This is a genomic window from Christiangramia sediminis (genome assembly GCF_020552705.1).
GTDB classification, from domain to species: domain Bacteria; phylum Bacteroidota; class Bacteroidia; order Flavobacteriales; family Flavobacteriaceae; genus Christiangramia; species Christiangramia sediminis.
The window spans coordinates 877347-901706 of record NZ_JAJBZG010000001.1 but is presented as its reverse complement, the minus strand read 5'-3'; the positions used below and the strand labels follow the sequence as shown (position 1 = coordinate 901706).

At 37.9% G+C, this 24360-nt stretch carries 15 protein-coding genes; 10 read left to right on the top strand and 5 right to left on the bottom strand.

Features of this window, described 5'->3' with window-relative positions; all coding sequences use genetic code 11:
• Positions 1-99 precede the first annotated feature (99 nt).
• Positions 100-1092 carry an alpha/beta hydrolase gene (locus tag LGQ90_RS04220; protein ID WP_229338417.1) on the top strand — a complete coding sequence of 331 codons (993 nt, stop codon included), beginning with the start codon at positions 100-102 and terminating at the stop codon, positions 1090-1092.
• Between the two features lies 1 nt (position 1093).
• Here LGQ90_RS04220 and LGQ90_RS04215 read toward each other — a convergent pair whose 3' ends face one another.
• Entirely contained in the window at positions 1094-1708 is a 615-nt protein-coding gene (locus LGQ90_RS04215) for a hypothetical protein (protein ID WP_229338415.1), read from the bottom strand.
• A gap of 174 nt (positions 1709-1882) precedes the next feature.
• Here LGQ90_RS04215 and pyrR point away from each other — a divergent pair, with 174 nt between their 5' ends.
• The 5 genes from pyrR to LGQ90_RS04190 all read left to right on the top strand — a co-directional run bounded on the left by pyrR (position 1883) and on the right by LGQ90_RS04190 (position 5381).
• Positions 1883-2422, top strand: coding sequence for a bifunctional pyr operon transcriptional regulator/uracil phosphoribosyltransferase PyrR (gene pyrR, locus LGQ90_RS04210; protein ID WP_229338413.1), 540 nt, complete (start codon positions 1883-1885; stop codon positions 2420-2422).
• A 7-nt stretch (positions 2423-2429) separates the two neighbouring features.
• Positions 2430-3362: an aspartate carbamoyltransferase catalytic subunit gene (locus tag LGQ90_RS04205; protein WP_229338411.1), complete on the top strand. Its 933-nt coding sequence runs from the start codon at positions 2430-2432 to the stop codon at positions 3360-3362.
• Between the two features lie 58 nt (positions 3363-3420).
• Positions 3421-3753: a ribonuclease Z gene (locus tag LGQ90_RS04200; protein WP_229338409.1), complete on the top strand. Its 333-nt coding sequence runs from the start codon at positions 3421-3423 to the stop codon at positions 3751-3753.
• Positions 3754-3789: 36 nt separating this feature from the next.
• The gene (locus LGQ90_RS04195) at positions 3790-4698 is read left to right on the top strand and encodes a ribonuclease Z (protein WP_229338407.1); all 909 of its coding nucleotides are present in this window, start codon (positions 3790-3792) and stop codon (positions 4696-4698) included.
• Between the two features lie 176 nt (positions 4699-4874).
• Entirely contained in the window at positions 4875-5381 is a 507-nt protein-coding gene (locus tag LGQ90_RS04190; RefSeq protein WP_229338405.1) for a CAP domain-containing protein, read from the top strand.
• A 273-nt stretch (positions 5382-5654) separates the two neighbouring features.
• Here the strand turns inward: LGQ90_RS04190 and LGQ90_RS04185 are convergent, their stop codons facing one another.
• From LGQ90_RS04185 to LGQ90_RS04170, 4 genes are all read right to left on the bottom strand, one after another.
• Entirely contained in the window at positions 5655-7124 is a 1470-nt protein-coding gene (locus LGQ90_RS04185; RefSeq protein WP_229338403.1) for a S41 family peptidase, read from the bottom strand.
• 380 nt (positions 7125-7504) lie between these two features.
• Entirely contained in the window at positions 7505-9367 is a 1863-nt protein-coding gene (locus LGQ90_RS04180) for an OmpA family protein (protein WP_229338401.1), read from the bottom strand.
• 17 nt (positions 9368-9384) lie between these two features.
• Entirely contained in the window at positions 9385-10281 is an 897-nt protein-coding gene (locus LGQ90_RS04175) for a PorP/SprF family type IX secretion system membrane protein (protein ID WP_229338399.1), read from the bottom strand.
• Between the two features lie 12 nt (positions 10282-10293).
• Positions 10294-19611: an HYR domain-containing protein gene (locus LGQ90_RS04170; RefSeq protein ID WP_229338396.1), complete on the bottom strand. Its 9318-nt coding sequence runs from the start codon at positions 19609-19611 to the stop codon at positions 10294-10296.
• Positions 19612-20222: 611 nt separating this feature from the next.
• Between LGQ90_RS04170 and pdxH the strand changes: the two genes are divergently transcribed.
• The 4 genes from pdxH to LGQ90_RS04150 are packed head-to-tail and all read left to right on the top strand — an operon-like array spanning position 20223 to position 24353.
• On the top strand, positions 20223-20867 hold the full coding sequence (pdxH, locus tag LGQ90_RS04165) for a pyridoxamine 5'-phosphate oxidase (RefSeq protein WP_229338394.1): 645 nt from the start codon (positions 20223-20225) through the stop codon (positions 20865-20867).
• The gene (locus LGQ90_RS04160) at positions 20867-21352 is read left to right on the top strand and encodes a SixA phosphatase family protein (RefSeq protein WP_229338393.1); all 486 of its coding nucleotides are present in this window, start codon (positions 20867-20869) and stop codon (positions 21350-21352) included. The genes pdxH and LGQ90_RS04160 overlap by 1 nt, the downstream gene beginning before the upstream one ends.
• 5 nt (positions 21353-21357) lie before the next feature.
• On the top strand, positions 21358-23460 hold the full coding sequence (ppk1, locus tag LGQ90_RS04155) for a polyphosphate kinase 1 (RefSeq protein ID WP_229338392.1): 2103 nt from the start codon (positions 21358-21360) through the stop codon (positions 23458-23460).
• Complete coding sequence (locus LGQ90_RS04150; protein ID WP_229338391.1) at positions 23460-24353, top strand: Ppx/GppA phosphatase family protein; 894 nt, start codon at positions 23460-23462, stop codon at positions 24351-24353. The genes ppk1 and LGQ90_RS04150 overlap by 1 nt, the downstream gene beginning before the upstream one ends.
• The last annotated feature ends 7 nt before the right edge of the window (positions 24354-24360 follow it).

Genomic DNA, 24360 nt, shown 5'->3' with positions numbered 1-24360 from the left:
TAATTGAAACAGAAAACTTAAGTGAATCTGAATATTTTTCATGTAGGCATTTCACAATAGTTTAGCAATGCATAGTGGAAAAAATCCTTATCATTGACCATGAAAAAAAGATACTGGGTTGTTCTGTTATTGATATTGGGAATGACCATCACTTACTTCTCAGGACCTATCCCCGAAAGTCCTGTTTATTCGAAAAAATTACCGGAATTACCTTCCAGCCTGGAGGCTTTGGAAACTTATATAAATAAAAGTGAAGATTCTTTGCCCGTAAGGGAAGACAACCAGGCAAGGATAGTCTGGCAGGGAAATGTGGAAAAAACAGAGTATAGTATCGTCTATTTACATGGATTTGCCGGAAGTTACAGAGACGCTTACCCTGTGAATCAAAATATTGCAGATTCTCTCAGGGCAAATTTATATCTCGCCAGATGGGCTGGTTACGGATTGAAACCCCCGGCATCTTTAAATAATTTTGATGGGGAGAGTGCCTGGAGATCTGCAAAAGAAGCTCTGCAAATAGGAAACAAAATAGGGGAGAAAGTGATCATAATGAGCACTTCAACAGGAGGAACTCTGGCACTCAAATTAGCCGCCACTTATCCTGAAAAAGTTTATGCACTTATTAATCTATCTCCGAATATGGAGGATGATCAGCCGGGTACTTTTGTGCTTAATTCTCCCTGGGGTTATGAGATCGCAAATCTTATTTCTTTCGGAAAAAACAAAAAGATCGAGCATGAGCAAGAAAAAGCCCGACAATACTGGGATACCATTTACCCGTCTAGTGCCCTGGTAGATCTGCAGCTTTTGGTGGAGACTACCATGTTGCCTGAAACTTTTGAGAAAATTAACGTGCCCGTACTCACTTTATATTATCATAAGAATTTCCTGGAAGAAGATCAGCATGTCGAGGTAAGTGTATACAGGGATGCTTATACTTTATTTTCTACTCCAGATTCGTTAAAAGTTTTAAAAGCATTAAAAACACCAGGCACTCATTTTATAGGGAGTGATATAAAATCCAGGGATACTGAAGTTGTGCAGAAGGAAATCCAGGAATTTTTAAACAAAATTGAAGCTTCTAGCAATTGATTCATTCCACTTCAGGAGCCTGGAATCTGTTTAAGAAGGCTGAATACCCCATAGAGTTTTCTTCTTCTAATTGTTGATCCCCAAAAATTTTATTCAGCAATGAAAAATCAAATTTTAATTCTTTCTCTCCAAACCATTCCAGACCCAGGGTATACCAAAGTTCATCCTTAACTTTTAACCGGGTATATTCTACCTGGCAGCCAAAGTCAGGATATTCGTCCATTTTTACTCTTATGATACTTCCGTTTTGATTTTCTTTCAATTTAAAACCTATTCTTTCTTTTCTCACGGCAAGCCAGGAATACTTTTCTTCTTTAATTATTTCATCAAATAACGGGTCTTCTTCCGCGGAAGTAAAACTCCATTTTATATAATGTTCAAAATAACCTTTTACAGATGGCGCCAACTTTTCTCTGTCCGATCTACTTATAAGTTGTTTTATCTCGATATAGCCTTCTCTAAGTTTAATTCCGATACCATTCTGATTCTGAAGCGGGAGATAATAATCGGTACGGGCATCTGAATTTTCGAAGGTAAAACCGTTTTCTTCAAACCATCTACTAATGGACTGATCTTCTGTACGAGAGAACCATCTAATTTCTTTGCTTTTATACATGATTTACGACTTATAAAATTTAAATTTTAAGAACTTCCTGCAGTGTAAAATTTCCTACTACTTAAATTTACGAAAATCTGAAATTTGTTAAGTGTCTTGAATTTATAAGATAGCTTGTAGATATTATTCAATCCAAAAAAAACATTACTTTTGTTGCAATCTACAAATAGTCTTATGAGCCGTAAAGTACTACTTGACTCAAACCAAATCCATATTATTCTACATCGCCTGGCTTGTCAATTGGTTGAAAAACATACCGATTTTAAAAATACCGTACTTGTTGGCATTCAGCCCAGAGGAATTTATGTTGCCAATAGATTAGAAAAGATTCTGAAACAAGAGTATGGTTTGAAAGATATTAAAACGGGTCAACTTGATATTACTTTCTACAGGGATGACTTTAGAAGAGGAGAAAAACCTCTGGAAGCCAATAAAACCAGGATAGATTTTGTGGTTGAGGATAAGCGGGTCGTGTTTATTGATGATGTACTTTATACCGGCCGAAGTATTAGAGCAGCACTAACGGCAATTCAATCATTTGGAAGACCCAGTGAAATAGAGCTTTTAAGTTTGATAGACAGAAGATTCAGCAGACATTTACCAATTCAGCCGGATTATAATGGCAGACAGGTAGATGCAATTAATGAAGAAAAAGTAAAGGTAAGCTGGGAGGAGAACGATGGGGAAGATGCTGTTTACCTTATTTCAAAATAGATAAAAAATGAGCAGCGAATTAAGTGTAGATCACTTATTAGGAATCAAATATCTTAAACCTGAGGATATAGAACTTATCTTCAAAACAGCCGATCATTTTAAAGAGGTAATTAATAGACCAATTAAAAAGGTCCCTTCTTTAAGAGATATTACTATTGCAAATCTATTTTTTGAAAACAGTACCCGAACAAGGCTTTCCTTTGAACTTGCCGAAAAGCGACTTAGTGCTGATGTGATCAATTTTTCTGCGGCATCTTCTTCAGTTAAGAAAGGGGAAACCTTAATAGATACAGTCAACAACATACTTTCAATGAAAGTGGATATGGTGGTAATGCGCCATCCAAATCCCGGTGCAGGGATTTTTCTTTCCAAGCACGTTAAGGCAAGTATCATAAATGCCGGTGACGGTGCACACGAACATCCCACCCAGGCTCTCCTGGATTCTTATTCCATTAGAGAAAAATTAGGAGATGTAAAAGGTAAAAAAGTGGTTATTGTTGGCGATATTTTACATAGCCGGGTAGCTCTTTCGAATATTTTCGCTCTGAAAATGCAGGGAGCAGAAGTTAAAGTTTGTGGACCAAAAACCTTATTACCAAAACATATAGAGTCACTGGGAGTAGGAGTGGAGATGAACTTGAAAGCAGCACTGGAGTGGTGTGATGTGGCAAATATGCTAAGAGTTCAAAATGAACGTATGGATATTAGCTATTTCCCAAGCACTCGTGAATATGTAAAACAATTTGGGTTAAATAAAAAACTGCTGGACAGTCTAAATAAGGAAATTGTGGTAATGCACCCGGGACCTATAAATCGCGGAGTAGAAATCACCAGTGATGTTGCAGATTCAGAACATGCGATCATACTTGACCAGGTTCAAAATGGAGTCGCGGTGAGAATGGCTGTTATTTATCTGTTAGCTTCCAAGATCAAACAATAACAATATCTGTGTTTTAGATTTTTGTTTTACTTAACTTAGAGAGAATTAGAATTTGTATATGAAAACTGCCAAAAAAGATAATTATCTACTAATTGAAAACGAGAATAATTCTTTAACCGATTTTTCTACGGAACTTACAAAACATCATAATGATCTAAAAAATGATAATCTGGTCGTTGACCTTATCAGGTATAAAGATCTGGCTACAGAACATTTATTATCCTTTCTGGAAATATCCAATATTCACAGAGCGGAAAATAAAAGTTTTGTATTGGTAAATGATGCGGTTGGAATTGACGAACTTCCAGAAGAACTAGTGGTAGTGCCTACCCTTCAGGAAGCTGAAGATATGATACAAATGGATGAGATCCAGAGAGATCTTGGATTCTAATACCGTCTTTGCCCTTAAATTGAAAATGAAGATTGAATGAAAATCACCATTCTTGGTTGCTATGCAGCAACGCCTAGAAGTTTTACGAATCCTACTTCTCAGGTTCTGGAAATCAAAAATCATTTATTCCTGATAGATTGTGGGGAAGGAACCCAGGTCCAGCTGAGGCGTAATAAGATCAAATTTTCAAAAATTAAGCACATCTTTATTTCTCATTTGCATGGGGATCATTTTTATGGGTTAGTGGGACTTGTATCTACTTTCAGGTTACTAAACCGGGAAAATGAATTGCATATTTATGGTCCTAAAGGCATTAAGGAAATCATAACCTTACAATTAAAATTGGCCAATTCCTGGACTAATTTCCCTTTGATATTTCATGAACTAACTTCGAAGCAACCCGAACTTCTATTTGAGGATTCTAAGCTTAGTGTGAGCACATTGCCCCTTAAGCACCGTGTTTACACCAATGGGTTTCTTTTTAAGGAGAAAGCGGGCGACAGGAAATTACTTATAGATAAAGCGGAAGAATATAATATTGACTTTAGCCTGTTCAAGAGCCTGAAAAAAGGAAAAGATGTGGTTTCTGAAGACGGAAAACTTATCCCTAACAGGTTGGTCACCGCAGATCCACCACCCCCAAAATCGTACGCTTTCTGCAGTGACACGGTTTTTGATTTGGAACTGGTACCTATGATTAAGAATACCACCGTCTTATATCATGAATCAACTTTCCTTGAAGATCAAAGAGAACTGGCTTTTCCTACAAAGCATTCTACCGCTAAAGAGGCCGCCACCATCGCTAAGGAGGCCGGAGTTGAAAAACTCATTCTGGGTCATTATTCAACACGGTATGAAAATATTGAATTATTTCGAACCGAAGCTTCGGATATTTTCCAGAACATCATTTTAGCCGATGATGGAGAGGAAATTACCGTTGAATAACCAATTCTCATATTAACTTTACGTAGGTCTTTAATGGATTGATTTCCAGTATTATTGACGTAAATTCCTACAATAAATGTTAAAATTTATCAAAATTTAGCTTTTTCTTAAGTTGTCTATGTTATTAGTCGATAAAATGTGTAGATTTATCTTCCCTGAATCTAACAATTCAACCTATGAGAAAATTTACTTTAACAGGATTTATGTTAATTCTTTGTACGTTGTTTCTTACGTCATGCTCTAAAGATAGCCTTGGAGACGAAGTTGCTTCTTATGATCAAGTAGTAACCAAAAAGGTAGAATATAATTATAGCTCTATTGAAGTTGAGATCCTTGATGAATTGAATCTTTACAGAAGTGCCCTTGGTCTAAGTGAATTAAAAGCCTTGGTTAATCTATCTGTAGAGTCTGAAGGACATAATGAATATATGATAGACATGGGCAGTGTGAGTCATGATAATTTTTCTGAACGCGCATCTTTCTTAATGCAGGAGGTTGGTGCTAAGAAAGTAGCAGAGAATGTAGGATATGGCTACAGAACTTCAGAGGCAGTAGTAAATGCCTGGTTGAAGAGTAAAGGTCATAGAGAAAATGTTGAAGGTGATTTCACCCATTTTGGAATTTCAGTCAGACAGGATGCTGACGGAAAAAATTACTTCACCAATATTTTTATAAAAAAATAAAAGATAAGTTTTGTTTTCCCCCCAAATCGAAAAAAAGGGTTCAGGCTAGAGGCTGACCCTTTTTTTTATTTTAATTCTTTTTTGAACAGCCCAAGGCTAATTGAGTATTAACATAACAAGTACTTAAAATCTCAATTTACCTCTGTCGGGAAATAGATTTAAGACAATTTAATAAGATATACTTCAGTTTAGGATAATTTTTGGTTCCTTGGATCAAAGACTAAAAAACCCGGATTATTATTCCCGGGCTTTTTTTTATTCCTGTAAATATGATTATTCGTTTATCGCTGGAAGCTCTTGAATATACATTCTTTGATATTCAATATTATTCATTCCACTTTCACCAAGCTGCTTAAAATCTAATCTCACTACAGAGGATTTATTACTTTGAGAGCGGCCCAGTATAGCATTGATAGCTTTTTCCAGTAATGGTTCGTCTTGCTGACCCAGAACCCCAAAATCATTAAGATTTTCAACATATGCAATGTCCGGTTCCAGTCCGTTTACATAATCTGATTTTCCTTCAGCATTGATAGATTTAAAAACAAGTGGTTGCATCGCATAAGTGTGGTTATCACTGGCACCTTCTTTATCAAAATCATCACTATCATACAAAGTCACCGAGGCTTGAAATTTTCCAACCGTTTTGTCGCCCACCTGGACAACATTAATATATGGATCGAGACCATTTATAATAAGTTCACTGGCCGAAGCACTGGAGGCTGAAGTAAGTACATAGACTTCAGATAAATTCAAACTGTTAATAGCTTCGCCTGTTCTAAGTTTAGCATCAAAACGATTAATTAACGCTTCAGGATCCTGATTCTCAAAAAAATTCTGGTATCTGGAATTCCATTGTTCTTTTATAAACACCTTCTCATTAAATTGTCCTGTGATCATACTGGAAAGATCCTTTGCAGATTCTACAGAACCACCGCCATTATATCTAAGGTCCAGGATCAGGTCTGTAACTCCGTTAGCTTTAAAATCATTAAAAGCTGCGTTTAACTCCCCGTCAAAATTAGCGATGAAACTATTATACATGATATAACCTATCTTTTTTCCTGCGATTTCAAATGTTTTAGCAATATAAACCGGGTTCTCAGTATAGGTTTCATCTGTAAGATTAACTTCTTCCCCAGTAAGCATAATTTGATTATTCTCTACATAGCCTACATTAATAGTAAAACTTTCCTTTTCGATAAGTTGGGAAAAATTTGAAGAGGAAAGCTTTTGCCCGTCTATTTCGGTGAAAATATTTCCTCGTTCCAGGCCGGCTGCAGCGGCGGAAGTATTTGGAAGGACATATCTTATTATTCCAAATACATTTCCGGTACCTGAGATCTGGCCTATTCCAAATTTAATCCCCGTGGCACCGCTCATTCCCTGAAAACGTTCTTCCAGGCTATTATAATCATCTGTTATAAAACTGAAACGATCAAAACTGGCCGTAAGGTCATCAAACAGGGCTTCAGGAGAACTTGCATTAGCCAGAAATTCATTCTTTTCATTTGATGAGCTGAAAAAATCATCAGCCAGCTCGGGAATATCAGACTTATATAGATAAATCTCATTTAGCCCGTTATAGACAAAGCTTTCCACTTCTAATTCAACATTTTCAGTTGAATTTACGGGGTTTTCAGTCTCAGAGCCTTGATTATTTATTACGTCTTCCTCTTTTGTACATGCGCTAAGAATTAACAAGAGAAGACTACTTAGTATCAGTAAATTTTTCAGTTTCATATATTTGATTTTCAGCAGATAATTTGCCGGTTCTTTCCAATTTCTCTATATAGTTCAGGAATTATGCCATAAAGTGTTAAGAGGGCTTCTGACTTACTATGGGATTGGAAACTGATAATATTTACGTAATAAAATCAAAAAAGGTTCAGGCTAGAGGCTGAACCTTTTTCTTAAAATCGATCTGTTGGGGGTTCGATTCGAATTATCTTAATAACTACTTTATTTATAGTAATTACCCCGTCATCGATCTTGGTTGTATGGTGTGCAAATAGAAAGAGGCTATCTGAATAATTCTGTCCACATCCGCGCTAAACGCTTCGTTATAGGGGGGAGACAGCGATAAATCCAGAACGCCTCTTTCCTTCAGGTTAGTTAGAAATTTATTCCATTTTCACTACGCTAAACATAGATCTTCTGTTCAACTGGTGATCCTGTTCAGAACAACGATCACAGTTTATAGCCGGTTTAGTCTCGCCGTAGCCTTTATATTCTATAATTCTATCCTCAGCTATTCCTTTTGATATTAGGTAATCATATGTTGATTTGGCTCTTCTTTCCGCAAGCTTTTCATTATACGCATTGCTTCCTCTTCGATCTGTATGAGCACCTATTTCAATTACAAGATCTGGATATTCATTTTGCATAAGATCAACCAGTTTATCTAATTCTGTTGCAGCATCAGGTCTGATATTCGATTTATCAAAGTCGAAATAGATATTGTCAATTTCAGCAAGATATTCTACATCCTTCACTGGGTTAAGTTGAATATCGTAGGTGATCTCATCTTTTTCATCAGAATCCATCGTGTTGATTTCACCTTCAAAAGTTTCATATTCTATTTCTTTAGCCTCAACTGGAAATCTTTTATCTCTTGCAATCTCTGTTTCATAATTTCCTTCTTCATCGGTTTCAAGAAAAGCCATCTGGTCTCCATTCTCATCCATAAGTCGAACGGTTGCGGCTGAAATAGGATTACCATTTACAGCATCTGTCACCTGACCTTTTACAATAAGAGGATTTAGTTTATTGAAGATAAAAATATCATCACTTCCGCCACCGCGGTTGGTAGATATATATCCCTCTCTGGATTCTGATACCTGGAAATAGGCAAAATCATCCATATTGCTATTTACGGGCTCACCAAGATTTTCAACTCCATCTTCTTCAGTCATTTTGAAAATATCGAATAATCCTAAGCCAGCATGACCATTGGAGGAAAAATATAAAGTTCCGTCGGTATCCATGAAAGGGAAGGTCTCATCAAATTCTGTATTCACGGGTTCGCCTAAATTTTCAGTTGTCCCCAGGTTTCCATTTTCATCTATTGAAGCTTTATAGATATCTGTTCCGCCTAAACCATTAGGCATATCTGATGTAAAATAAAGTGTCTTTCCATCAGAGGACAGGGAAGGATGTCCTACAGAATATTCGTTACTATTAAATCCAAGCTCTTTAACTTCAGCCCATCCATTTCCAGAATTCGTAGCGGAATATAATTTTAAATGATTGGTTTTGTCTTTGTCTCTTTTTCCTTCTTTATTCTCCAGGTAGTTATTCCTTGTGAAATAAATCGTATTCCCGTCTGGACTTATAACAGCCGGCCCGTCATGTAATTTCGTATTGATGTCTCCGCCAATAGGGGTGATGTTTCCGGAAGCTTTGTCTAAAACATAAATATCTAGAAATGGTTCGCCATTCCAGCTATATGTTTTATCCTTCACTTTTTCATCCTGAGCTCTTGCCGAAACGAAATAAACCTGGTCGTCCTTTACAAATACTCCAAAATCGCTTACTTCGGTATTGAAGTCGGCACTTTGAAGCTTATAAGTGGCTTTACTTTTATACTCATCTTTGTTGAGCATCTTCTGAATTTCTTCAGATCCACTTCCGTTTTCAAGATATTTTCTTAGCCATTGTCTGGATTCATCATATCTTTTAACTCCACGTAGAGCCTGGGCATATTTATAATAATATTCCGGCGAGATGGCAGTGTCTTCAATAACGTCACCGTAATAAAAAACCGCATTTTCCGGGCTTCTCAACATCATATAAGTATCGCCTAATTTTGTTGAATTATAAGTGACATTATATTCTTTTTCAATAAGCTCCTTGTAAACATCGGTTGCTTCCAGATAAGCAAAATCTTTGTAAAGCCTATCTGCTTTTTTTTGTTTTCCACTCTGTGCCTGGACGCTAAGCGAGCAGGAGAGAAGTATTAAAAATAAAGAGTAAAAATTTTTCATAATCATCAGGCTTTAAGTTAAAAGAAACGGGGTGATTTGTACCTGGTATTCTTAAATCTGAATTCATAGATCAACAGGAATTCATGAGATCCGGAAGTATAAGGTTGTATGTCTGAAATAGAATACTCATACGCGTATCCAGCCCTAAAACCTGGAAATAACTGAACGTCCAGAAATGCTCCAATGGCATCATCAATACGGTAGTTTGCACCTAGATAGAACTTTTCGTCAAATATCGCTGTAGCGGTAAGGTCTACTGAAAGCGGAGCACCATTTGTCGCTTTTACCAGTGTAGAAGGTCTCAGCTTTAAATTGTCACTCAGGTCAAAAACATAACCAGAAGTAAGGTAATAATGAACCTGTTCCAGCGCTCTGAATTCTTCAGCCCGGTTATTATCTTTATTGATCAGTTTTGGTGCTGAGAATCCTAGATACCAGTTTTGAGAGGAGAGGTATGCACCTGCTCCAAAATTAGGAGTCCATCGGTTGAAGTTGTCTGCAAAGAAAGGATCGTCACCTAAAGTTGGATCATCCAGTCCGTAGTAATATGCTCCTGCTTTTAATCCAAGTCTTAAGGTAAGATCTGCACTTAGATCTACTCTGTATGAGAAGTCTCCGTAAACAAAAGTGGTATTTTCATCACCAATTTTATCATTAATTACCGACAGACCTAAACCAATTTTATCATTTCCCAAAGGAGAATTGACAGATAGGGTTTGAGTTACCGGAGCTCCATCTACACCAGCCCATTGGTTCCTGTTAAGAGCTGTTATGGAAAACCCGTCTCTACTACCTGCATAAGCAGGGTTAATGGAGACCGTATTATACATATACTGCGTAAACTGAGGGAGCTGTTGCGAAAATCCGGGGGCTGCAACAAACAGAATTAATATTATAAAATAAACTTTTTTCATGGTTTCCCTTTTTTATTTAGTTCCTAAGTAAATATATCCTTGTATTGGCTCGAAGTTACCTTCTCTTATCTCTAGAATATAGAAGTACGTTCCAGAAGGCAGCTGATTAGAGCTTGAGAATGATGAATCTGAATAACCATCCCAATTGTTCTGGTAGTTCTGAGCATCGAACACTTTTGCACCCCATCTGTTGAATATCTTAACATTGTAAGTGAATCCGCAGGCAAGATCAAGATCTACCTTGAAGACGTCATTCTTATTATCTCCGTTAGGGGTTACCGCTTTAGAAATACCATTTTTAATGTCTTCAATGCTACAATCCAAGACCACACAGTCATCATTGATAAGTACGCTTACGGTAGTAGTTGAAGGACAATTACCATCAACCTGATATTCGAAAGTGTAAGAACCTAAGGCTAGTAAATCTGGATCTACGAATCCGTTGCTAAGAGCGCCGGTATTATTAACATCGACCCAAACTCCTGATTCATCGAAGTCTCCTACAAATAATTCAGATAGGTCGTATGCTGAATCATCCACACAAAGGTCAACAACTCCATTATTAACAAGTTCTATCTCTTCAGCTACAGGATCTTCAATTACTACAGTAGTAAGTTCAGATAATTGACCGAACTCATCCTGGGCAACTACATCATAAGTTCCCGGTGCAAGATCTGCGAATACCCCTTCAGTTTGATAGTTCTCACCATCTATACTGTAAGAAAGGCCATCCTGTGCATCCACTACAGTTATAGTTCCTGTTGGATTGCTACAAGTTGCAGGTGTAATCTCTACAGTTGGTCCTGCTGGTGGTGCCGGATTATTTTCATTTACGATAACAGTAAAGCTACAAGTAGTTGAATTTCCAGATGCATCGGTTACCGTATAAGTTACCGTTGTTTCTCCCACCGGGAACTCTTCTCCTGAAGCAATTCCTGAAGTTAATTTAATAGTAGTGCCTTCGCAATTGTCTGTAGTAGTTACCGCATCATAGTTTACAACTACGCCAGTTACACCATTGTCAACATTTACTGTTATACTTTCAGGGCACTCGATTGCTGGAGCCTCATTATCATTTACAGTTACTGTAAAAGAAGATGTTGCTGTATTTCCATTATTATCGGTAGCAGTATAAGTTACTGTAGTAGTTCCAACCGGGAATACACTTCCTGGCTCTAAACCTTCAGTAAGTTCTACGTTTTCTATTTCACAATTATCGGTAGCACCAGGAGTATTGAAGTTTGCAACAGCTCCACAAATACCGTCTTCAGTATTTAAAGTGATGTTGTCCATATCTTCAATTTCCGGAGCCTCATCGTCAGCAACTGTAACAGTGAAGCTACAGTCTACTGAGTTTCCAGCTGCATCTGTTGCAGTAAAAGTAACTGTAGTGGTTCCAACCGGGAATACTTCTCCAGATCCTAAACCTGCTGTTTGCTCAATAGTTACATTTCCTGAATTATCTAATCCTTCTGGAGTTTCAAAAGTCACTGCAGCTCCACAGATACCTGCATCTACATTCTGAGAAATATCAGAAGGGCAGGAGATCGTTGGATCTTCGTTATCTTCTACTGTAACAGTAAAGCTACATTCAGTAGTATTTCCGGCAGCATCGGTTGCAGTAAATGTTACGGTAGTTGTTCCAATCTCGAACTGTGATCCTGAAACAGGTCCGCCAGTTTGTTCAACACTTACCTCGCAGTTGTCGGTTGCAGTTGCATTATCAAAATCTACAGTGGCATAAGAAACACCAGTTTCAGTGCTTACGGTCATACTTACCGGACAGCTAATTACTGGATCTTCGTTATCATTTACAGTTACTGTAAAGCTTTCCGTAGAAACGTTACCATTGATATCGGTAACAGTATAAGTCACGGTAGTAGTTCCAACAGGGAATTCTGAACCAGATTCAAAACCTTCAGTAATTACTACTGATTCAATTTCGCAATTATCAGTTGCTGCTACACTTGCAAATTCAATTACAGCTCCACAAACACCATTATCATTATTCATGGTAATATCATTCATCTCTTCAAGAACAGGAGCTTCATTATCTGTCACTGTAACATCAAAGCTACAGCTCGCAGAATTTCCAGCTTCATCTGTTACCGTATAAGAAACGGTAGTAATTCCAACCGGGAACACCTCACCAGGTTCTAGTCCGGCAGTTTGCTCGATAGTAGCGAAACCTGAATTATCTGAGAATTCTGGAATTGTAAATTCAACAACTGCTCCACAAACTCCGGCATCATTTGTTAGATCTATGTCGGCTGGACAAGTGATCGTTGGATCTTCATTATCCTCTACAGTAATTGTAAAGCTACATTCTGAAGTATTTCCAGCGTCATCTGTCGCAGTGAAAGTGATCGTGGTAGTTCCAATTTCAAACTGAGATCCTGATACAGGTCCTGCAGTTTGCTCAACAGTTACTTTACAGTTATCGGTTGCAGTTGCATTATCAAAATCTACAGTAGCATAAGAAACACCAGTTTCAGTATCAACTGTCATATTTGACGGACAGCTAATCTCAGGAGCTTCGTTATCTGTAACATTTACATCAAAGCTAGTAGTAGTTGTGTTCCCAGACACATCTGTAACAGTAATACTTACTGTGGTAGTACCTACAGGGAACTCAGATCCTGAGGATAATCCTTCAGTAACTTCTATAGTGTCGATTTCGCAGTTATCGGTTGCTATAATAGTTTCAAAATTCACGATAGCACCACAAACTTCAGGATCACTATTTATATTGATATCGTCAATAGCTTCAACAACCGGATTTTCATCATCTACCACATTAACAATTTGCGAACAGCTAGCAATGTTCCCGGCCTTATCAGTGACGGTCCAGTTAACAGTAGTCTCTCCTATTGGAAATACTTCCGGCGCGTCATTGGTGATTGTAAGATCTGAATCACAATTATCGGTAGCAGTTGGCATGCCCAATTCTACATTAGAAGCTGAACATAATCCGTCATCTGAAGATATAGTCACAGCTTCAGGACAGGTAGTTATTACTGGTGCAGTAGTATCCTCTACTGTAATTATTTGTGTAAAGGAAACTTCATTACCAGCACAATCAGCAGCCATATAAGACCTGGTGATTGTATAATTGTTATCATCGTCAGAATCTTTATCAGAAATCAGTTCTTCAAAAGAAACTTCTACAGTTCCAGAGCAGTTATCTGAAGCGGTAAGAGTTACCACAACAGGAACAGCGTCACACTCTACTGTCAGATTACTTTCAGGAAGTTCCTGATCAAATTCTGGAGCAGTAGTGTCAACCACAGTAATTGTCTGAGTATGAGAAACCTCATTTTCAGCATCATCTGTAGCAGTCCATATTCTTGTGATCATGTACTCATTAGCACATTCATCATCAAGTCCAGAGAATGTTTCGGTGTAATTTACTTCAATATCACCTACGCAACCATCTGTAGCAGTAATAACCGGCGCAGTTGGAACTGCATCACACTCTACTGTTAAATCAGCAGGCAGATTCTCATTAAAAGAAGGTGCACCAGTATTCTGGATGGTGATAACCTGACTACCAGAAATTTCATTTCCAGCACAGTCGGAAGCACTCCAGGTACGTGTCACTGTATATTCTTTATCGGTTTCATTCTCTTTTGTAGAAATTTCTGAAAATTCAACCTCTACGTTTTCTGCACAATTATCAGTTGCCGTAATAGTTGGTATTTCCGGAAGATTTTCACACTCCATACTCATATCGGCAGGAATTGCTTCATTGAATTCTGGAGCTACAGTATCTTCCACAGTGATAGTTTGAACATATTCCAGTTCGTTACCGGCACAGTCCTCAGCAAACCAGGTTCTGATTATAGTGTATTCATTTGCACACTCATCGTCCTGACCAGTAATTTCTTCTGTATAAGTTACCTCAAGATCCCCAGCACAATTATCTGTTGCAGTTAAAGTAGCGGCAGCAGGTATATTATCACACTCTACAGTTATTTCAGCTGTTGGTAGAGTTTCCTGATCAAATTCAGGAGCTACTGTATCTTCCACAGTGATAGTTTGAACATATTCCAGTTCGTTACCAGCACAGTCCTCAGTAAACCAGGTTCTTATTATAGTGTATTCATTTGTACACTCATCGTCCTGACCATTAAATTCCTCTGTATAAGTTACCTCAAGAACTCCAGCACAACTATCTGTTGCAGTTAAAGTAGCGGCAGCAGGAATATTATCACACTCTATAGTTATTTCAGCTTTTGGTAAAGTTTCCTGATCAAATTCCGGAGCTATTGTATCTTCCACAGTGATAGTTTGAACATATTCCAGTTCGTTTCCAGCACAGTCCTCAGCAAACCAGGTTCTGATTATAGTGTATTCATTTGCACACTCATCGTCCTGACCATTAAATTCCTCTGTATAAGTTACCTCAAGAACCCCAGCACAACTATCTGTTGCAGTTAAAGTAGCTGCAGCAGGAATATTATCACACTCTGCAGTTATTTCAGCTGTTGGTAAAGTTTCCTGATCAAATTCCGGAGCTACTGTATCTTCCACAGTAATAGTTTGAGTAAAGGATATGTCATTACCTGAACAGTCTTCAGCAGACCATGTTCTGATTATAGTGTACTCATTAGCACAATCATCGTCCTTACCTTCAAAGGTTTCAGTGTACAATACCTCGATCTCACCGGAACAATTATCAATCGCTGTAAGCTCAAGAGCGTCAGGAATGTTATCGCACTCTACTGTTAAGCTTGCGCTTGGAAGTGTTTCATTAAAAGTTGGATTCGTATTATCTTCCAGCTTAATTGTTATTGAATCTGAGGACTGGCCACCACAATTGTCGGTAGCGTAGAAGGTTCTGATAATCACTGGAAAACAATTTCCGTTATCTTGGATATCGTCAGTATAAGTAAGGCTTACTAATTCCTGGTCATCACTTGCGGAATATCCTGAAGCTTCGAAATTTTCTTTTATATCATCAGATCCATCAGTATCTAATGGGAATCTTGCATTATCAGCAGTGATTTCTTCGGGAGTACAAACCTCAAGAGTTAAGGATTCAGGTACAGTAATCTCAGGATCAATATTATCCAGAACTTTAATTTCCACAACTATCTCATTAGTACAAACAATATCTGTTTGAGTGCTGGCCAATGAACCAACAATTGTATAGAATCCTGCGGAAAGTGAACCATTTTGAGAAGTCACATTCTCTGTTCCTTGGAATATTTCGAAAGTAACATTGGTGTCTGATGTGACTGTGATTTCTCCGTCTGCTTCTCCGTTACAGGTAACTGAAGTAGTTTCAGCAGAAAGCGTGATTTCCGGAAGTATTTCAACTACAACCATAAGTCTTTCATCACTCTCGCAACCATTCACAATTTGAGAAGCATAATAGTCCTCCTCATTTAGAAGCGTTTCAGTAGATAAAAGTGGAGTATCAGTTGCATCGTTTGCATACCATATGATATTGTTACCATTTGGAGAAAGATCTGCTACAGTTGCTCCTGAATCGAAACAGAAAGTTTGAACAGTTTCTCCAGTAGGAGCCGCAGGATCAGCGATTTCAACAGTTACTTGCAGGTACTCATCACTCTCACAACCATCAATAGTTTGCGTAGCGAAGTAATCTTCATTATCCATAAGAGCGGTAGTAGCCTCAAGAGCATTTTCATCACCTTGTTCTGCATACCACTTAATGTTAGTTCCAGTTGCTGAAAGATCAGCTACGGTTGGAGTGTCTATAGCACAGAAATCCTGAGTTGCTTCTCCAGTAGGAGCCGCAGGATCAGCGATTTCAACAGTTACTTGCAGGTACTCATCACTCTCACAACCATCAATAGTTTGCGTAGCGAAGTAATCTTCATTATCCATAAGAGCGGTAGTAGCCTCAAGAGCATTTTCATCACCTTGTTCTGCATACCACTTAATGTTAGTTCCAGTTGCTGAAAGATCAGCTACGGTTGGAGTGTCTATAGCACAGAAATCCTGAGTTGCTTCTCCAGTAGGAGCCGCAGGATCAGCGATTTCAACAGTTACTTGCAGGTACTCATCACTCTCACAACCATCAATAGTTTGCGTAGCGAAGTAATCTTCATTATCCATAAGAGCGGTAGTAGCCTCAAGAGCGTTTTCATCACCTTGTTCTGCATACCACTTAATATTAGTTCCAGTTGCTGAAAGATCAGCTACGGTTGGAGTGTCGATAGCACAGAAATCCTGAGTTGCTTCTCCAGTAGGAGCCGCAGGATCAGCGATATCAACAGTAACTTGCAGGTACTCATCACTCTCACACCCATCAATAGTTTGCGTAGCGAAATAATCTTCATTATCCATAAGAGCGGTAGTAGCCTCAAGAGCGTTTTCATCACCTTGTTCTGCATACCACTTAATATTAGTTCCAGTTGCTGAAAGATCAGCTACGGTTGGAGTGTCGATAGCGCAGAAATCCTGAGTTGCTTCTCCAGTAGGAGCCGCAGGGTCAGCGATATCAACAGTTACTTGCAGGTACTCATCACTCTCACAACCATCAATAGTTTGCGTAGCGAAGTAATCTTCATTATCCATAAGAGCAGTAGTAGCTTCAAGAGCATTTTCATCACCTTGTTCTGCATACCACTTAATGTTAGTTCCAGTTGCTGAAAGATCAGCTATGGTTGGAGTGTCGATAGCACAGAAATCCTGGGTTGCTTCTCCAGTAGGAGCGGCAGGATCAGCGATATCAACAGTTACTTGCAGGTACTCATCACTCTCACAACCATCAATAGTTTGCGTAGCGAAGTAATCTTCATTATCTATAAGAGCGGTAGTAGCCTCAAGAGCGTTTTCATCACCTTGTTCTGCATACCACTTAATGTTAGTTCCAGTTGCTGAAAGATCAGCTACGGTTGGTGTGTCGATAGCACAGAAATCCTGAGTTGCTTCTCCAGTAGGAGCCGCAGGATCAGCGATATCAACAGTTACTTGCAGGTACTCATCACTCTCACACCCATCAATAGTTTGCGTAGCGAAATAATCTTCATTATCCATAAGAGCGGTAGTAGCCTCAAGAGCGTTTTCATCACCTTGTTCTGCATACCACTTAATGTTAGTTCCAGTTGCTGAAAGATCAGCTACGGTTGGTGTGTCGATAGCACAGAAATCCTGAGTTGCTTCTCCAGTAGGAGCCGCAGGATCAGCGATATCAACAGTTACTTGCAGGTACTCATCACTCTCACACCCATCAATAGTTTGCGTAGCGAAATAATCTTCATTATCCATAAGAGCGGTAGTAGCCTCAAGAGCGTTTTCATCACCTTGTTCTGCATACCACTTAATATTAGTTCCAGTTGCTGAAAGATCATCTACGGTTGGAGTGTCGATAGCGCAGAAATCCTGAGTTGCTTCTCCAGTAGGAGCCGCAGGATCAGCGATATCAGCAGTTACTTGCAGGTACTCATCACTCTCACAACCATCAATAGTTTGCGTAGCGAAGTAATCTTCATTAGCCATAAGAGCAGTAGTAGCTTCAAGAGCATTTTCATCACCTTGTTCTGCATACCACTTAATGTTAGTTCCAGCTGCTGAAAGATCAGCTACGGTTGGAGTGTCGATAGCACAGAAATCCTGAGTTGCTTCTCCAGTAGGAGCTGCAGGGTCATCCACTGTTACTGTTACTTTGAGTCTTGTATCGCTTTCACAATCAGTACCTGTTTGAGTGGCGAAATAATCTTCTCCGTTTACAAGAGTGTCCGTATCATTTAATGCATTATCAGAATCGATAGTAGCATACCATTTTATATTACTTCCGGTAGCTAAAAGATCAGCTACGGTAGGAGAGTCAATAGCACAGAAATTCTGGGTAGCATCTCCGGTGGGAGCATCGGGCATTACAGGTGCATTATTTATTACCACATTTGAAGCAGCTGTAGCATTGCAATTATTAGAAGAAACAGTGAGAACATATGTCCCTGGAGCAACATCGTTAGAGGCGTTTGTAAGCTGCTGTTCGGAATCATCTTCCGTATTTTTTAGCGTATAAGTAAGAGAATTATCATAATTACTAATAGTAACGACACCATTTGTATCTCCACATACAGGCTGAGTCACACTAAACTCTGGTGCATCTGGCTTAGGAATAATTGTTACGGAAGTAGTCGTTTGCTTATTGCAGGTATAGGAAGTATAATTATACGTTACTGTATAAGTTCCTGGTGTACTTAGTGAAACATTGATTTCACCAGTGTTCTCATCTATACTTAAACCAGTAGTGCTACTAAATTTTCCTCCGGTTTTACCTTCTAAAGTTACCTGTATATTTTCGCTATCACTACAAACAGGTGAATTTAAATATGAGATTGTAGCAGAAGCGATAGTAAAATCTACACTTATAGGACTTATATAATCTTCTAAATCTGCAGAAGGAGAATCAGAGTTTTTGGTTTTTACAAAAATTGACTCTATTCCGATACTGTCATTATTACATACATCAAGATTATCTAATATTGCAGATAAGTTTATAGCACCTTCAACAAATTTGTATTGTGCAATTGAAGAATACCCAAAAGCTCCGGCAGGAGAATCAATATTTTCCGAAGTATTTACCCTGGCATAGGCTTCAGTAGTTGCTTGAGTATAATTAATGATTTCAACATACTGAAAAACATTCGGAGAAACCTCTTTCCATTGGTAAACATAGAATTTTGGATTCGATCCTCCATTAGTATATTCTATAGTTAATAAAATATCATTAACAGTTCGTCCTGCATCAGGTCCAGTAGAAATGAAACTTACAGATTTATCATCACTTTCTATGATCTCATTCTGTAAGAAAGTAAAGTCTATATAAGATGTTCCATTATTACCCACTCTGTCTGCCCCAACAAATATCCATTGGTCACCACTAGTTTCATCTCTTGAGATATGATAAAACGCATGAAGCAGGTCACCTTTATTTTGTGCTCCACTATTATTATCCGACCATTTCCAAATGTCAGGATCCTGGTCAGCTTTGCTTCCAGTTAAAAAACGATCATTGTTTCCAGCGGTAGGAATATCAGAAACGAATTTTGAGAAATTCGGATCCACAGGTGTACCGTTGTTGTTAAAAACATACCCACCAGTTCCTGTTCCGCCAGGGAACCAATCCCCTACGTTAGAAACTGGAATATTTGCCTTTAAATCTCCTTCTATAGAAAAACCTCCATTCGGATTGACAACATCAATCACTGATTGCGCGCTTACCTGGAAAGAATTTAAAGATAAGGTTAGTATAACAGCGAACATTAGCTTAAATGGCGTATACAGCGATTTAGCTTTTGCTTTGTTTTTTTGTTCGCTAAAATGTGGTAAAGTAGTTTTCCAAATCATATCAATAATGTTTAGAATTATCAATTCTATTTTTTCTCGGTCTTAGCGAGTTTGTTCAAATAATTTCAATAGTATGATTTTCAGAGAAAATCTATTGTTTCTGATTTGGGGAGTTCAGTAAAAAAATTAAGGGTAAATAACACCGTAGTCTTGAGGAACTACCTATAGAAGTGTGGGGGTGACTCTATTGTGGTGTAATTATGATGTAAAACTATCACAAGAAAACGGGTCTCGTATAGGAAATTCAATATTTTAGATATAACGTGGGAAAAATTCGTTAAAATACACTTAAAACTGCTTTTTAAACTCTGAAAATGACCTATTTGAAGATTCTATATGTGGGAATTTTGTAGGAAAAATTGAAAATTTATAGGGGAAAACCCTAAAAAACCATCTAAATATTCTTGTCTAATTCCTTGTTAATTAGCTAAATGCCATATGCTACTTTGTAGTCCTACATATTACTTTTGAGAGAGATTTCTGTAAATCCAGGGCTTCTTAAATTGCACTTAGCCGAAGATATTTGTTAGAAATCTGAAAGTCCTTTTATTTAGAAAAAACATTTCTGCCTTCTTTAATAAACTTGTAAATTGCATCAAACCTCCCTGAAAATGGATAAAGATTTAAAAGATTACCGCAAATCTTATGAGAAAGGAAAACTTCTTGAAGAAGATATTCCTGGCGATCCCTATCAATTATTTAAATCATGGTTCGACCTTGCCGATAAATCTCTAGCTGTAGAGGAGGCTAATGCCATGAGTATAGCTACCGTAGGAAAGGATCATTATCCTAAAACCAGAGTAGTTCTTCTTAAGGGATTTGGTAGTAATGGCTTTTATTTTTTTACCAATTACAATTCGAATAAAGGAAAGGACCTTGAAGAAAACCCTAAATGTTGTATTTCATTTTTCTGGCCGTCACTTGAAAAGCAAGTCATCCTCCAGGGGGAAGTTTCAAAAATTTCAGCTGCAGAGTCGGAAGAATATTTTCATTCCAGACCAAAAGGCAGCCAATTGGGGGCTCATGCATCTAATCAGAGTTCAGTCATTCCTTCCCGGGAATATCTTGAGGAGAAATTGATTAAATTAGAAAAGGAATATGCAGATAAAGAAATCCCAAAGCCTGAAGCCTGGGGTGGTTTCTTATTTAAACCTGTAAATTTTGAATTCTGGCAGGGGAGAGCTAGTCGTTTACACGACAGGATCTTTTATACCAGAGAAAATGATAGTTGGAAAATTGAAAGACTCGCACCGTAATGAAAAGATTAGTTTTAATAAGACATGGTAAGTCGTCCTGGGATAATAACTTTCCCGATCATAAACGACCTTTAAAAAAAAGAGCCTATAATGATGCAGATCTGGTTATTAAGGCTTTTAAACATTTTTATGAGCCAGGAGCTCTGTTTTGGACTAGCTATGCTGTAAGGGCGCATGAAACCGCAAAATTATTCAAGCAAGGTTTAAATATTCCTGAAAATGATTTTAAAGTTTTAGAGGAGCTTTATAGTTTCAATCAAAATGATCTTCTTTCTGTAATAAAATCATGTACAGATGAAACCGACCGGCTTTTTGTTTTTGGCCATAATCCCGCCATGACCATATTGGTGAATTCGTTAGGAGACAAGAAAATTGATAACCTGCCAACCACCGGTTTATGTGTAATAGATTTTGAAGCCTCCTCCTGGAATGATATACGAAATGGAAAAACAATCTTAACCCTCTTGCCTAAAAATCTTCGATAAACTGTATGGCCGAAAAACGTTACGTTAACAGAGAATTAAGCTGGCTGTCTTTTAATGCCAGGGTTTTACAGGAGGCTGCAGATGAAACAGTTCCCTTGATCGAAAGGCTAAGGTTTCTGGGGATATTTTCAAATAATCTTGATGAATTTTTTAAGGTTAGATATGCCACGGTTAAACGTATAGATCTCGCCGGGAAAGCTGGGAAAAGTGTCCTGGGAGGAATAAAAGCCAGTAAACTACTGGAAGCGATCACCAAAATAGTGATAGACCAACAATCTGAAAGTTTGAAAATTCTGGAAGATATTCAGTCTAAGCTTAAAAATCACGGCATAAATATTATTAATGAAGATCAGGTAACCAGGAATCAGAAAGAATTTATAAAGAACTTCTTCCTGAGTAAAGTGAGTCCTGCATTAGTAACCATCATACTAAATGATCTTCCTGAAATGCCATCTTTAAAGGATAGTGCGGCTTATTTAGCAGTGAAGATGGTAATGACAGATGAGACAGAACCAGCTCAGGGAATTTCTAAGATACTGAATAAGCCCGTTAAGGAAAAGAGGTATGTATTAATCGAGATTCCTAGAAATATCGAGCGGTTTGTAGTCTTGCCTGAAGAAAATGGCCAGCAATATATAATTCTTCTGGATGATCTTATAAGGTATAATCTTAATACCATTTTTAATATTTTCAATTATGAGAGCCTCTCTGCCCATATGATCAAAATCACCAGGGATGCAGAACTCGATCTGGATAGCGACCTTAGTAAAAGTTTTATAGATAAGATTTCCGATAGTGTAAAAGACAGGATTAAAGGGGATCCGGTTAGATTCGTATATGATAAAAATATTGAGAGTGATACGCTTGCTTATCTAATGAATAAAATGGGAATTGATTCTACAGATAGCATAATTCCTGGAGGTAGATATCATAATCGCCGGGATTATATGGATTTTCCAAGTCTTGGCAAACAAGAGCTGCATTATGAAGTGAGGGAACCTTTGCCGATACCGGGGCTGATTCTTCAAACTAGTGTTTTAAAAGGAATTGCAGAAAAGGATTACCTGCTTTATACGCCTTACCAGAGTTTTGCTTATGTGGTAAAGTTTCTAAGGGAGGCTGCTTTAGATCCAAAAGTAAGATCAATAAAAATTACCATCTACAGGCTGGCAAAGATTTCGCACATTGCCAGTTCCCTTATTAATGCGGTCAAGAATGGGAAGAAAGTAACTGTACAAATAGAATTAAGAGCTCGTTTTGATGAAGTTGCCAATATTCGTTATGCAGAACAGATGCAGGAGGAAGGAGTGAAGCTCATTTTCGGGGTTCCGGGATTAAAGGTTCACTGTAAAACTTGTGTGATAGAGCGCGAAGAGGAGGGCAAGTTAAAAAGATATGGTTTTATAAGTACCGGTAACTTTAATGAGAACACTTCCCGGGTGTATACTGATTATACATTATTCACTGCCGATCCTTCTATTCTGAAGGAAGTGAATATGGTTTTCGATTTCTTTGAAACCAATTATAAGGTGAACAAATACAAACATCTCATTGTTTCTCCCCATTATACCCGAAATGCGATTTATAATCTTATTCAGACGGAGATAGATAATGCCAGGAATGGCAAACCGTCAGGAATAAGACTCAAGCTAAATAGTCTTACAGATAACGGAGTGATCGATAAGCTATATTCAGCCAGTAAGGCCGGGGTTAAAATTAAGCTTTTGATTCGTGGAATTTGCTGTTTGGTGCCTGGCATTAAAGACTTAAGTGAGAATATAGAAGCCATCAGTATCATTGATAAATTCCTGGAACATCCCAGAGTCTTCATTTTTGAGAATAACAATGATCCCCGGGTCTATATTTCCTCCGCAGATTTTATGACAAGGAATCTTGATCAACGGGTTGAAATATCATGTCCAATTTATGATGAGGATATAAAAAAGGAACTTATAGAAACTTTTGAAATTAGCTGGAGTGATAATGTGAAAGCTAGAAATCATTGTCGTGGGATGGAGAATCCATATAGAGAGGTGAAGGGACCAAAAGTTCGTTCGCAGTTTGCTTTATATGACTATTATTTAAAAAAAATTGATATTAACGAGTAATGATAAAACAGAAAACATACGCCGCAATCGATATTGGTTCTAATGCCGTAAGACTTTTAGTGTCTACTATTACCGAAAAGGAAGGAATGGAAACTAATTTCAGAAAGACTTCTCTGGTAAGGGTACCAATTAGATTGGGTGCAGATGTATTTTTAAAACAAAAGGTATCAGAGAAAAATACCACGAGAATGGTAGATACCATGCATGCCTTCAAATTAATAATGAAGTCGCATGGAGTTGAAAAATATAAAGCCTGTGCTACTTCCGCGATGAGAGAAGCAAATAACGGTGATGAAATTGCCAGTATCATAAAGGAAAAATCGGGAATTGAGATTGAAATCATAGATGGGAGCCATGAAGCAGCAATTATTGCCGCGACAGATCTTCATGCACTTATCCAGAATGATTGTAACTATCTATATGTGGATGTTGGAGGAGGTAGTACAGAGTATACCATGTATAGTAATGGTAAAACGGTCACCTCAAGATCCTTCAAGGTTGGTACGGTAAGAATGATGGAAGACCTGGTTGAACATAAGACCTGGGAAGAGATGCGACAATGGGTTAAAGAAACGACTAAAGACTATGATAATATAGATCTTATAGGTTCCGGTGGAAATATCAATAATATCTTTAAAACCAGTGGTAAAAAAGAAGGAAAGCCTTTAAGCCTGAAATATTTAAAGGATTATGATGAAAAACTCAATTCTTACACCTATGAAGAACGAATTACAGAGCTTGATCTTAAAAATGACCGGGCAGATGTAATCATTCCTGCCTCAAAAATCTATGTGAACTCTATGAAATGGGCTAGAGCCAATTGGATATATGTACCAAAAATTGGACTGGCAGATGGAATTATAAAATCGCTGTATAAAAGCAAAAATTCCTGAGAAAGGT

Bases quoted from the DNA above. Each gene is read 5' to 3' on its own strand.
- LGQ90_RS04180 (WP_229338401.1), bottom strand. From the start codon at position 9,367: ATGAAAAATTTTTACTCTTTATTTTTAATACTTCTCTCCTGCTCGCTT.
- LGQ90_RS04215 (WP_229338415.1), bottom strand. From the start codon at position 1,708: ATGTATAAAAGCAAAGAAATTAGATGGTTCTCTCGTACAGAAGATCAG.
- LGQ90_RS04150 (WP_229338391.1), top strand. From the start codon at position 23,460: ATGATAAAACAGAAAACATACGCCGCAATCGATATTGGTTCTAATGCC.
- LGQ90_RS04160 (WP_229338393.1), top strand. From the start codon at position 20,867: ATGAAAAGATTAGTTTTAATAAGACATGGTAAGTCGTCCTGGGATAAT.
- pdxH (WP_229338394.1), top strand. From the start codon at position 20,223: ATGGATAAAGATTTAAAAGATTACCGCAAATCTTATGAGAAAGGAAAA.
- pyrR (WP_229338413.1), top strand. From the start codon at position 1,883: ATGAGCCGTAAAGTACTACTTGACTCAAACCAAATCCATATTATTCTA.
- LGQ90_RS04170 (WP_229338396.1), bottom strand. From the start codon at position 19,611: ATGATTTGGAAAACTACTTTACCACATTTTAGCGAACAAAAAAACAAA.
- LGQ90_RS04185 (WP_229338403.1), bottom strand. From the start codon at position 7,124: ATGAAACTGAAAAATTTACTGATACTAAGTAGTCTTCTCTTGTTAATT.
- LGQ90_RS04205 (WP_229338411.1), top strand. From the start codon at position 2,430: ATGAGCAGCGAATTAAGTGTAGATCACTTATTAGGAATCAAATATCTT.
- LGQ90_RS04175 (WP_229338399.1), bottom strand. From the start codon at position 10,281: ATGAAAAAAGTTTATTTTATAATATTAATTCTGTTTGTTGCAGCCCCC.
- LGQ90_RS04190 (WP_229338405.1), top strand. From the start codon at position 4,875: ATGAGAAAATTTACTTTAACAGGATTTATGTTAATTCTTTGTACGTTG.
- LGQ90_RS04195 (WP_229338407.1), top strand. From the start codon at position 3,790: ATGAAAATCACCATTCTTGGTTGCTATGCAGCAACGCCTAGAAGTTTT.
- LGQ90_RS04220 (WP_229338417.1), top strand. From the start codon at position 100: ATGAAAAAAAGATACTGGGTTGTTCTGTTATTGATATTGGGAATGACC.
- ppk1 (WP_229338392.1), top strand. From the start codon at position 21,358: ATGGCCGAAAAACGTTACGTTAACAGAGAATTAAGCTGGCTGTCTTTT.
- LGQ90_RS04200 (WP_229338409.1), top strand. From the start codon at position 3,421: ATGAAAACTGCCAAAAAAGATAATTATCTACTAATTGAAAACGAGAAT.